This is a genomic window from Arthrobacter sp. 08Y14 (assembly GCF_002929455.1).
GTDB lineage: Bacteria > Actinomycetota > Actinomycetes > Actinomycetales > Micrococcaceae > Arthrobacter_B > Arthrobacter_B sunyaminii.
Genome location: NZ_PJIX01000003.1, coordinates 278,741 through 290,232, shown reverse-complemented (window position 1 = coordinate 290,232; position 11,492 = coordinate 278,741). Strand labels below are relative to the sequence as shown.

The 11,492-nt window shown below is 65.3% G+C and carries 12 protein-coding genes; 9 read left to right on the top strand and 3 right to left on the bottom strand.

Features of this window, described 5'->3' with window-relative positions; translation table 11 throughout:
* Window positions 1-114: 114 nt before the first annotated feature.
* A complete protein-coding gene (locus tag CXR03_RS13770; RefSeq protein WP_104104337.1) occupies window positions 115-762 on the bottom strand; it encodes a hypothetical protein in 648 nt (215 codons plus the stop codon).
* 310 nt (window positions 763-1,072) lie between these two features.
* Between CXR03_RS13770 and CXR03_RS13765 the strand changes: the two genes are divergently transcribed.
* Entirely contained in the window at window positions 1,073-2,566 is a 1,494-nt protein-coding gene (locus CXR03_RS13765) for a stealth family protein (RefSeq protein ID WP_258073694.1), read from the top strand.
* An 81-nt stretch (window positions 2,567-2,647) separates the two neighbouring features.
* Here CXR03_RS13765 and CXR03_RS13760 read toward each other — a convergent pair whose 3' ends face one another.
* On the bottom strand, window positions 2,648-4,321 hold the full coding sequence (locus CXR03_RS13760; protein ID WP_104104336.1) for a catalase: 1,674 nt from the start codon (window positions 4,319-4,321) through the stop codon (window positions 2,648-2,650).
* Between the two features lie 162 nt (window positions 4,322-4,483).
* Here CXR03_RS13760 and CXR03_RS13755 point away from each other — a divergent pair, with 162 nt between their 5' ends.
* A complete protein-coding gene (locus CXR03_RS13755) occupies window positions 4,484-4,921 on the top strand; it encodes a pyridoxamine 5'-phosphate oxidase family protein (RefSeq protein ID WP_104104335.1) in 438 nt (145 codons plus the stop codon).
* Between the two features lie 16 nt (window positions 4,922-4,937).
* Here the strand turns inward: CXR03_RS13755 and CXR03_RS13750 are convergent, their stop codons facing one another.
* Complete coding sequence (locus CXR03_RS13750; protein WP_104104334.1) at window positions 4,938-5,834, bottom strand: phosphodiesterase; 897 nt, start codon at window positions 5,832-5,834, stop codon at window positions 4,938-4,940.
* Between the two features lie 240 nt (window positions 5,835-6,074).
* Here CXR03_RS13750 and CXR03_RS13745 point away from each other — a divergent pair, with 240 nt between their 5' ends.
* From CXR03_RS13745 to CXR03_RS13715, 7 genes are all read left to right on the top strand, one after another.
* On the top strand, window positions 6,075-6,623 hold the full coding sequence (locus CXR03_RS13745; protein WP_308470583.1) for a hypothetical protein: 549 nt from the start codon (window positions 6,075-6,077) through the stop codon (window positions 6,621-6,623).
* A gap of 107 nt (window positions 6,624-6,730) precedes the next feature.
* Window positions 6,731-7,033, top strand: a complete 303-nt coding sequence (locus CXR03_RS13740; protein WP_104104333.1) for an urease subunit gamma — start codon at window positions 6,731-6,733, stop codon at window positions 7,031-7,033.
* A 5-nt stretch (window positions 7,034-7,038) separates the two neighbouring features.
* Window positions 7,039-7,371, top strand: a complete 333-nt coding sequence (locus CXR03_RS13735) for an urease subunit beta (protein WP_104104673.1) — start codon at window positions 7,039-7,041, stop codon at window positions 7,369-7,371.
* A 2-nt stretch (window positions 7,372-7,373) separates the two neighbouring features.
* The gene (locus CXR03_RS13730; protein ID WP_104104332.1) at window positions 7,374-9,080 is read left to right on the top strand and encodes an urease subunit alpha; all 1,707 of its coding nucleotides are present in this window, start codon (window positions 7,374-7,376) and stop codon (window positions 9,078-9,080) included.
* 10 nt (window positions 9,081-9,090) lie between these two features.
* Window positions 9,091-9,825, top strand: a complete 735-nt coding sequence (locus CXR03_RS13725; RefSeq protein ID WP_104104331.1) for an urease accessory protein UreF — start codon at window positions 9,091-9,093, stop codon at window positions 9,823-9,825.
* Window positions 9,818-10,603: an urease accessory protein UreG gene (ureG, locus tag CXR03_RS13720; RefSeq protein WP_258073652.1), complete on the top strand. Its 786-nt coding sequence runs from the start codon at window positions 9,818-9,820 to the stop codon at window positions 10,601-10,603. The genes CXR03_RS13725 and ureG overlap by 8 nt, the downstream gene beginning before the upstream one ends.
* Window positions 10,566-11,411: an urease accessory protein UreD gene (locus CXR03_RS13715; protein WP_181034614.1), complete on the top strand. Its 846-nt coding sequence runs from the start codon at window positions 10,566-10,568 to the stop codon at window positions 11,409-11,411. The genes ureG and CXR03_RS13715 overlap by 38 nt, the downstream gene beginning before the upstream one ends.
* Window positions 11,412-11,492 lie beyond the last annotated feature (81 nt).

Genomic DNA, 11,492 nt, shown 5'->3' with positions numbered 1-11,492 from the left:
GTGCGGGACTGGACGTGACGCCAACAGTACGTGGCTGCGCCACAGCATACGGAGTTATCCACAGCACGCCAGAGAAAACCGAAAACCACCCAGATTCAGGCCAGCAGCCGAAGATCAGTCCTTGTCCCGCAACGACACCAGCATCCGCTTCACATCACGGAATTCAGCACTGTTTTCATAGGCGGCCGCACCGTCCAAATAGGACTGGCCGGGCGCCGCATCCTCCCCCGAATACCTGCCGGCAAAACGGCCGCCACTGGATTCCGTAAAGGTAAAGAAATCGAAGAGCCCGCACTGGCCGCGGTCACCGAGTTCGCTGATCACCGCATAGGTGGCCACCGGCTCACCCCGTTCCGGAGTGGAGAAGGCCACCGAGCGATAAACAAACCGCTGATCGGTGCCCTGAGCCGAATCCAGCTCGGGCATCGGCTCGGAGTCATATTCCACGTACTGCGCGGCCTCATCGGGATCGTCGCACACCAAACCGGTGATAATCCCGGTGTCCAGCTGGGCTATAAGGTCTCCCCCGGCGTCGTTCACTTGGACCGAAACGCCGCCGGCCGGATCGTTGGCCAGCGGCTGAACTTCTTCCACCGTCCAGTCGGGGCGGTGCTCGAAGGAGAGCGACCCGTCCGTCAGTGTGTAAGAGGACCAGGTGCCCGCGGCGCCCGAAGGCTCCCCGGTGTCCGTGGAAGGGGCACAGGATGACATACTGAGCACAAGCAGCGTCGCCGCCGCCAGCGTGGTGTTACGGTATCTCACATCAGCTCCCGAGATGTCCGCGATAGCACTCAATGCTACTCAGCAGCGGCACCGGCGCCCAGAGCATCAGGTCTTTTCGGGGCCGCCCGGCATCACCGGGCAAGGCCCCGCCTGAGCAGCAGTACACCTATGTGCAGAGCCGCACGAGCCGCGCCCGCACATTCGCCGCGGCCTCCGACCCCGCACTCGAAACTTATTGGAGGTTCCGATTACAGACATAGCAGCAGAACACGATGTGTATTTCGGCACCCCCGAACCCGAGCATGAGAGCGAGGATCTCCAAACCGCGTCCCTCGCTGTTGTTCAGCGGGTGGAACACCGGACCGACGTCGCCAAGGTCAAGGGCCGCCTCACCCTGATGGACACCGGGCTGACGCCCAATCAGGCCATGGTCGAGGACCTGTTATTTGTCCGCAAGGTCCTGGACAACGCCGGCATCGCGTACCTGCTGGTGCGCGGGAACGACCAGCGCCCGGTCATTGCCGTAGATCTGGCTCACCGGGATCAGCTGCGCCGCGCCATGGTGGAAGCCTGCCGGGAAGAACCCTTCTATTCACGCAGCGTGGACACGAAGAAAACCCGCACCCTGCTGATTGCCGACGGCGAGCTCTCGCCCTCGGACAAGTCCCGGATTATCCGGGTTTACCGGCCCCGGGCCGTCAGCGGCACCAACCTGACCTTTGGCCCCTCGGCCGGCGTGCAGCTGGAACTCTGGGACCTCACCGGTCCGGAAATCACGCTTCCGGTGGAGAATTCCCTGACCCGCCGTACTCTCCCGGCCAATGAGGTGGTCCGGGGGACCGTGGAAAAACACGGCCTGACCTGGCCGACCATCGAGAACATGTTTGCCGACCACGCCACGGACATCGATTTCGATGTGGATCTTGTTTTCTCCTGGGTGGACGGCAGCTCCCCCGAATACCAAGCTGCCCGTGCCGCCCGGATGAAGGACGCCGTGGTCGGCGAAGGCGATGACCACGAGGCCCGCTTCCGCCAGATCAACGAACTCAAGTACGCTCTGCGCTCGGTCTACATGTTCGCCCCGTGGATCCGCCGCATCTTTATCGCCACGGACTCGGAGCGGCCGGATTGGCTGGCCGACCATCCGTCGGTGACCTTTGTCCGCGCCGAGGAGCACTTCAAGGATCCCTCCGTCCTGCCGACGCACAACTCGCAGGCCGTGGAATCCCAGCTCCAGCACATTCCCGGCCTAGCCGAGCACTTCCTGTATTCCAACGACGACATGTTCTTCGGCCGCCCGGTGGGACCTGACCTATTCTTCTCCCCCGGCGGCATCACCAAGTTCATCGAGGCCAGCACCCGCATTGGCCTGGGCGCCAATGACCCCGAGCGCAGCGGCTTCGAGAACGCGGCCCGGGTTAACCGGCGCCTGCTCTGGGAGCGGTTTGGCCGGATCACCACCCGGCACCTGGAACACACCGCTGCACCCCTGCGCAAGAGCGTGCTGCTGGAGATGGAAGCTGAATTCCCGAACGAGTTCGCAGCCACCGCGGCGAGCACGTTCCGGGCGAAGGACAACATTTCGGTCACCAACTCGCTGTACCACTATTACGCTCTGCTCACCGGGCGGGCCGTCACGCAGGAAACCGCCAAGGTGAAGTACGTGGACACCACGTCCTACGCGGGCCTGAAAATGATGGACAAGCTGCTGGCGAAGCGGAACATGGATTTGTTCTGTCTCAACGACGGCAGCTTCCCGGAGGTTCCGGCGCAGGAGCGTACGGAACGGGTCACGGACTTCCTCGAGAAGTTCTTCCCGATCAAGGCGCCCTGGGAAAAGTAGGCGTCACAACAACGACGGCGGACCCCGCCTGAGGTGGGTTCCGCCGTCGTCGTTTTGTTTTAGGCTGTGCCGCGCGAGCTGTTAGCGGCTGACGACCACGTGCTCGTTGGGCACGCAGTGGGTCATGGTGAGGCCTTCCACGTTGCGGGGGCCGTTGTGGCCCAGATTCTTCATCCGGCTGGTTTCTTCCTCGTTGAGGGTCTGGGTGGCCAGCGGGCCGAGATCCTTGACCTCGTCCAGGCTGATGCCGAGGCCCTCGCCGACCCGTGCGCCCAGCTCGTCATCGCACATGTAGAAGTGCCAGAGCATGCGCTCCTGCACCGGGCGGATCGCTTCGCCGATGTTGGCGACGAAGTTGGCCACCAGGTCATCCTTCTCCCACTGCTCCATCAGCTGGTAGCGCTGCCCGGCCTGCATGTAGTCATTGGTGCGCGGCAGGCGGGCGCGGATCAGACGGCCTTCAAGCTCCGGGCCCAGCTCGGACGGCGCGGTCTTCGGCGCTTCCTGCAGCCCGCCAGTGATGTTCGGCTCGTAGTTCACGTGCGGGTTCTGGCCCGGCGCGAGGTCGGTACCGAAGGACATCTGGCCGCCGCGCTGGTTGGTGGCAACCGGTGCGTTCTTCGCGGAGTTCACCGGAAGCTGCAGATAGTTCGGGCCCACGCGGTAGCGCTGGGTGTCCGAGTAGCTGAAGGTACGGCCCACCAGCATCTTGTCGTCGGAGAACTCCAGGCCGTCCACCAGCACGCCGGTGCCGAAGGCGATCTGTTCGTTTTCGTTGTGGTGGTCGGTGACGTTGCGGTTCAGGGTCATGGTGCCCACGTACTTGGGCTCAAAGTCCTGCTCCGGCCACGTCTTGGTGTCATCCAACGGGTCGAAGTCCAGCTCCGGATGGTCATTGTCATCCATCAGCTGCACGTACAGATCCCACTTGGGGTAGTCTCCGCGTTCAATGGCCTCGTACAGGTCCTTGGACGCGTGGCCCAAATCATTGGCCTGGATGTTCGCGGCGTCTTCCTCGGTCAAGGACTTCACGCCCTGCTGCGGCAGCCAGTGGTACTTGACCAGCTTGGACTCGCCCTGCGCGTTGACCCAGCGGTAGGTGTTCACGCCGAATCCCTGCATATGGCGGTAATCCGCGGGGATACCGCGCGGGCTGAACAGGTTCACCAGCATGTGCATGGACTCGGGTGTCTGCGACATAAAGTCGAAGATCCGGGCCGGTTCCTGACGGAAGGTGACGGGGTCCGGCTTCAGGGAGTGAATCACGTCCGGGAACTTGATGGCGTCGCGGATGAAGAAGACGCCCAGGTTGTTGCCGACCAGGTCCCAGTTACCGTCTTCGGTGTAGAACTTGATCGCAAAGCCGCGCGGGTCGCGTGCAGCCTCGGAGGAGTCACGGCCGCCGATCACCGAGGAGAACCGGATGGCGACGTCGGTCTTCTTGCCCGGCTCGGAGAAAAGCTTGGCTCGGGTGTACTTGGCAATGGGCTCGTCGCCCCATTTGCCCGACGCCTCGAATTCACCGTAGGCCACAAAACCGCGGGCGTGCACCACGCGTTCGGGGATCCGCTCACGGTCAAAGTGGCTGATCTTTTCCAGGAGCTGGTAATTCTCCAGCGTGGCCGGACCGCGGGCGCCCACGGTGCGGGTGTTCTGGTTGTCGTAAACCGGATGTCCCTGGCGGGTGGTCAGGTGCTGCTGCACGGCTTCGCTGCCTTCGCTGCCGGCGGGAGTGGGGTTCGCTGCGTCTGTCATCACGTTCTCTCTGTGTGGAGGTCTGTGGGTCGAGGTCAGATCCTGCATGACCAGGGTAAATGGTTCCCACCTCCACTCTTATTGTGTGCCGCTACACGCGTCAAGCTCGGTTCGGAGGCAATGCAGTGGCGGCAACGGGCCTCCCCTTGGCAGACTGGGGCCATGACTACCGAAGAACGGCCCCCCATTGTTGAGTTGAGTCCCGAGCAGTGCTGGAAATATCTGGAGAAAACCTTCCACGGACGCCTGGCGGTGAGTGTGGCCAACCGGCCCAGCATCTATCCGCTGAACTACTACGCTCACGACGGCGTCATCCTGTTCCGTACCAGCCCGGGCACCAAGCTGGCCGAGTTGACAGTGAACGACCACGTGGCGTTCGAGGCCGACGGGATCCTCAGCGACCAGGCCTGGTCCGTGGTGGTCCAGGGCACCACGCGCCTCCTCGAGACGCAGAGCGAGATTGACGCAGCGGACAATCTTCCGCTGCAGCCGTGGGTGCGGACCCTGAAGTACCGCTACGTGGAAATACAGCCGGAGACCATTACAGGCAGGTTCTTCAACCTGGGTCCGGAACCGGAACGGTACCCCGAGGACATATGACCTCCCGCCGGAAGTCTTAGGCGGAAGTCAGCTGCTGGGCGTCCAGGATCCGGACGCCCGCGGCTGCCAGGCGGCGGCGGGTTTCGGCCTCGTCCACACGCTCGCCCACGGTGCGGTCCTCGTCCAGCGGGACCACTGAATGCACCACGGAGTCCTCATAGACATGCACCATGTTGTACGCCTGTCCGGCGTCCTGGCCCCGTGTTCCAGGCGTGGTCAGGTCTTGGGTGTAACAGGTTGCCGAGGCCACGGAGACGGGGATGCCGGCAAAGGTGGCGAAGGTTGAATAATGCAGGTGTCCGGCGATGATGGACCGGACATCGGTCCCGGCCAGCGCCGCCGCGAAATCCCGCTGATGGCGAAGCTCCACCAGCACGGTCAGGTCCTGGACGCTGGGAACCGGCGGATGATGCAGGGCCAGGATCGTGCCGTCCGGGGCGGGAGTTTTCAGCACGTTCCGCAGCCAGTCCAGCTGGGTGCCGGTCAACTCGCCGTAATGGTGGCCCGGCACGGTGGAGTCCAGGGTGATGATCCGCAGTCCGTTGACCATGTAGACACGGTCCACCGGCGCCATGTCCGGTGCTTCGTCCAGCAGTGCGGTTTTCAGGTTTTCGCGGTTGTCGTGATTACCCATCGCCCAGATGAGCCGGGCTCCCATCCGCTCGGCAACGGGTGCCACGATGCCGCGGAGTTTCGCGTAGGCCTGCGGTTCGCCCTTATCTGCCAGGTCACCGGTAAAGACAATGGCCTCCGGTTTTTGTCCGGACGCCTCCAGCCTGGCGAAAAGTTCTGCCAGCCTGGCCTGGCTGTCCACGGCCCCGTACAGCGGGCCGGGGCCGGCGACCAGATGCGTGTCGCTGAGATGAAGAATGAAATGTCGCGGCCGGGGGTGTTCGGCCGGGAGGAAATCCATGAGGACCTTCTTTGTCGACAGCAGTTACTGCGTTCCTTCCTTTCCATCAAACCAGAGTTTCCGGTTGAGGGTGAACCTTCCGCGGCGTGTTCCCCGCTTACACGGTGCAGGTAACCGGAGGCCGCCGGCAGATCACCCGGCAGGCCTGTTCCGCGGCAGGAGTTGGTTTGCCTGCTCTGGCGCACTGCCGCCGGCGCCCGTAGGCTCGGGGATGTCAGCGACTTCACGGGAGGACCCCTCATGAGAATCAGCCACATTCCGTTGCGCCTAACCACGGGCGCGTACATCCTGAACTCCGGTCTGGGCAAGCGCAACCTGGACGAGGAAAGCGCAGCAGGCCTGCAGCAGATGGCCGCCAACGCGTTTCCGCAGGTCATGGATCTTGACGCGGCCAGGTTCGGCAAACTGCTGAGCGCAGCGGAGATCGCCGTGGGCCTGACCCTCCTGACACCGTTTGTCCCCAGCAGGCTGGCCGGCCTGGTCCTCGGAGCCTTCTCCGGCGGCATGGTGACCATGTACCTGAAGACCCCCGGCCTGACGGAAGATGACGGAATCCGCCCCTCCGCACAGGGCACGCCGCTGGCCAAGGATGTTTGGATGGCGGGAATTGCCGCGTCCCTGCTGCTGGACCGCAAAAACCGGACCAAGATCAAGGAAGTTACCAAGGTCAAGGAAGTCAAGGTTCCGGCTCCGGTCAAAGCTGGGGCGGCTGCCGTGGCCGTCAAAGCAGCCAAAGACATCAAGCACCATAAGGATAAGGACCACAAGGGCAGCAAGAAGTCGAAGTAGTGCCGTTGTGCCCGGCCCGTCATCCAGTTCGCAGCGTGCCGGGCACAACCTGCAGGTAATACGTAATACGCAACACAGCGGAAACATGGCGGTGGCACACTCGGCACATGTTTCTCACTCCCTCGGATACGGAAAAGCTCCTGCTGAGCGTTGCCGGCATGGTGGCGCGTGACCGCCGTTCGCGTGGTGTCCTCCTCAACTATCCCGAAGCCGTTGCCCTGATCTCCTGCTGGGTGATGGAACGTGCACGCGAGGGCGGGCTCGTGGCTGACCTGATGAGCGAGGGACGCAGCGTCCTCACGCGCGGGGACGTGATGGAGGGTGTGCCGGAAATGATTCCGGACCTGCAGATCGAAGCCACCTTTCCCGACGGCCGCAAGCTCGTCACCATCACGGATCCCATTTCATGAGCGGCCTGATACCCGGTGAGGTACGCACAGCCGCGGGCAGTCATGAACTCAACGCCGGCCGTGAGACGCGCGTCCTCGTAGTCACCAACGACGGCGACCGTCCCGTCCAGATTGGCTCCCACTTCCACTTCGCGGAAGTGAACAGTGCGCTGACCTTTGACCGGACGGCCGCTGCCGGCTTCCGGCTGGGTGTGCCCGCCGGCACCGCCGTACGCTTTGAACCGGGTGCGTCCCGCGAAGTGACGCTGGTTCGGCTGGCCGGCAGCGGCACCGTGCCGGGCCTTCAAATCCGCGACGGCGGCTCCCCCTTCGCGCCTGTCCCCGGATCGGAGTCCTGAAGATGCAGATCAGCCGGCACGACTATGCACACCTGTACGGGCCAACCGTCGGTGACTCCGTCCGGCTCGGTGACACCGACCTGTGGATCAGCCCCGAAAAGGACTACACCTTCGGCGGCGATGAATCGGTGTTCGGCGGCGGGAAGAACATCCGCGAATCGATGGCCCAGTCCACCCGCACCTCCGCGGAGGGCGCCCCGGACCTGATCATTACCAACGTGCTCATCGTGGACCACTGGGGCATTGTCCGGGCCGACGTCGGCGTCAGGAACGGACGCATCGCAGGCATCGGCAAGGCCGGCAACCCGGACATCATGGACAACATCGATCCGGCACTGGTGATCGGTCCCGGCACCGAGGTCATCGCCGGCGAGGGCAAGATCCTGACCGCCGGCGGGATCGACACCCATGTGCACCTGCTCGGCACCGACGCTCTACGGGAAGCCCTGGCCGCCGGCATCACCACGGTGGGCGGCGGCGGCACGGGCCCCGCCGAGGGATCCAAGGCTACCACCGTCACCCCCGGAGCCTGGAACCTGCAGGTGATGCACCGCGCGCTGGACACCCTGCCGATGAATTTCCTGCTCTACGGCAAGGGCAACACGGTCAGCCAGGCCGCCCTGGCGGAGCAGGCACTGGCCGGCGCCGCCGGCTACAAGGTCCACGAAGACTGGGGCTCCACCCCGGCGGCCATTGATGCGGCGCTGACCGCCGCGGACCGGTGGGGTGTGCAGGTGGCGCTGCATGCCGATTCGTTGAACGAGGCCGGCTACGTGCAGGACACCCTGGCCGCCGTCAAGGGCCGCGGCATCCATGTCTTCCACGCCGAGGGAGCCGGCGGCGGACATGCCCCGGACATCATCACCGTGGCTTCCGCCGCCAACGTGCTGCCGGCGTCGACCAATCCCACGCTGCCGTTTACGGTCAACACCGTAGCCGAGCACCTGGACATGCTGATGGTCTGCCATCACCTGAATCCGCGCATCCCCGAGGACCTGGCCTTCGCCGAGTCACGGATCCGCGCCAACACCATGATGGCCGAGGACGTGCTGCAGGACCTCGGTGCCATGTCCATCACGTCCTCCGATGCGCAGGCGATGGGCCGGATCGGAGAAACCATCACGCGCACCTGGCAGGTGGCACACGTGATGAAGGACTACATGGGGGCCGCGGAATCGGCCCTGCCGGCGGATAACGAACGCGTTCGCCGGTACATCGCCAAATACACCATCTGCCCGGCGGTGGCCCACGGCATTGATCATGAAGTCGGCTCCATTGAGCCGGGCAAGATGGCGGACCTCGTGCTGTGGAACCCCGCATTCTTTGGCGTCCGGCCGTCCCTGGTGATCAAGGGCGGTGCCATTGTGGCGGGCCAGATGGGTGATCCCAATGCCTCGCTGCCCACGCCGCAGCCGGTCTGGATGCGGGAGGCCCTGGCCGGCAGGGCCTCGTCCGCTCCGCATCTGTCCACCTCCTTTGTGGCGCAGGCTGCACTGGACGACGGGCTGGCGGACCGGCTGGGCCTGGTGCGGAAACTGACCGCCATCCGCTCCACCCGGGACGTGACCAAAGCTTCGCTGCCCAACAACACCGCGCTTCCGGACATCCGGGTGAACCCCGAAACGTTCATGGTCAGCATCGACGGACAGGTCATTGAACCCGCACCGGTTGCCGATCTGCCGCTGACCCAGCGCTACACGCTCTTTTGAGGCGGGAAGCATGACATCTTCCCTGCCTCAGGGCGGAAGTACCGGCGAATCCGCTGTGGCCGCGTTCCTGCTGGCCGATTCGCGTCTGCCGTCGGGCGCGTACTCGCATTCCGCTGGTCTTGAACCTGCGGTGATGGCCGGGCTGCAGGTGGAGGGCGTCTACCCCTATCTGATCTCCCGGCTGCAGACCGTGGGCCGGATGGAAACCATTGCCGCTGTGCTGGCGCACCGCCGGGCCCTGGAACTCTGCACGGCGGCCGGTGGGGAAGACGACGGCGGTGCCCCCGGTTTTGCCGCCCTGGAGGCGGCGCTTGACGCCCGGACGCCGTCGGCCGCCCAGCGGGATGCTTCCCGGCGGCTCGGCCGCGGGATGCTGCGGCTGGCGGCTACGCTCAAACCCGGGGATCCCGCCGTCGCCGCACTGAAACGGGAAGCCCCGCGTCCAACCCGCCCGGTTGCCCTTGGCGTGGCCGCCAGTGCCTTGGGTGTAGGCGAAGCCGCGCTCGCCCGGCTGTGCTGCTATGACGATGCGCAGTCCGTGGTTGCCGCTGCTTTGAAACTGCTGCCCATCGATCCCATGACCGCCACCGGGTGGATTTTGGCCGCCGAGCCGCAGATCAACGCCGTCGCTGATGACGCTCTGCAGGCCCGGGACCTTGACGACTTACCCGCGCTCAGCGCTCCCCTGATGGAGCACTGGGCCGAAGACCATACCGAAAGAACAAGGAGACTGTTCGTTGCCTGAGAACACCGCATTCACCGATAAAACCACCGCGTCACCCCTGTCCGATCCGAACCGTTCGCTGCGCCTGGGCGTTGCCGGGCCGGTGGGGACCGGCAAGAGCTCGCTGATCGCGACCATCTGCCGTGCCATGTCCGAGGAGCTGTCCATCGGCGTCATCACCAATGACATCTACACGGATGAGGACGCCCGGTTCCTGCGTTCGGCCGGGGTGCTGCCCGCCGAGCGCATCCGCGCCGTGGAAACCGGGGCCTGCCCGCACACCGCCATCCGTGACGACGTCACCACCAACCTGCTGGCCGTGGAGGACCTGGAAGCTGACTTCGCCCCGCTGGATCTGGTCCTGGTGGAAAGCGGCGGCGACAACCTCACCGCCACCTTCTCCCCCGCCCTGGTGGACGCGCAGATCTTTGTCCTGGACGTGGCAGGCGGCGGGGACGTGGCCCGCAAGGGCGGCCCCGGCATCGCCCGGGCGGACCTGCTGGTTATCAATAAGATCGACCTGGCCCCGCATGTGGACGTGGATGTGGACCTGATGGTCGCCGACGCCACCACAGCCCGCGAAGGCGGGCCGGTGCTGGCCCTGTCCCGCAAACAGCAGCACACCATCGATGACCTCAGCGCGTGGGTCCGCTCCATGGTGGCCCTGCACCGCGCAGGCTCCCACACTCCGCAGGACCCCGGGCCCATGGCACCCCATTTCCACGCCGATGAAGACGGCGACGGCGGCTTCTTCCACACCCATGACGAGGAGCCGGACGCTGTCCCCCACCGTCACTAACTCCGTTACCGGGTACCCCGCTGCCGCTGCAGCTCCACGGCCGCGGCCCACCCGCATTTCCGTGGAGCGCGCCGGGGACCGGGCACGGTTTTCGGTGCTGGATCAGGGGTTGTACCTGGCACCCCGGCCCGTCAACGGCACCGCGGATCCGCTGCACCTGCGCGTGGCTCTGATTGGCATCCACATGATGCTGCTGGGCGGCGACGACGTGCGGATTGAGGTTTCTGTGGACCCCGGAGTGACTCTGGAAGTGGTGGAGCCCGCGGGCATGGTGGCGTACGACGCCGATTTGGTTCCGTCCCGCTGGTCACTGGACGCGGAGCTGGGCGAGGACGCTGCCCTGATTTGGGACGGCGCGTCCTTCGTGGCAGCCGCCGGGTCCAATGTCCGCCGGCAAACCCGGCTGCAGTTGGCTTCCGGAGCGAGGGCGCTGGTCCGGGAGACGCTGGTGCTGGGACGCAGCGGCGAGCACGGCGGCCGTTTGCGCAGCATCACCCGTGCTGCCGGACCCGGCGGGGATCTCCTCTACGAGGATCTGGACCTCACCGGGCCGCGGCACCGCGCCGTCGGAATCCTTGGAGATGCCAAGGTCGTGGCCACGGCGACGGCGGTTGGCTGGCGTCCGGGTGCCCTGCCCGCACCCGCTGCAGGCACCGCACCCGATGGCGCCCGTGAACCGGACCGGACACGGCGGTTCGACCTGGCAGCTCCCGGCGCAGTGGCCCGCAGCCTCGGCGTTCAGGCGCACACCGCGGACCGGGAAGCGGGAGCCGTGTTTGAGGCCTGGCGGGCGGAGCTGACAAGCTGAGCCCGTCCCGCCGCGCAGGGGTGGCGGAAGGAGGCACGGGGTGGTTGGCTGGTGCAAGCTCCGCACCCGCGTGCCTGCACG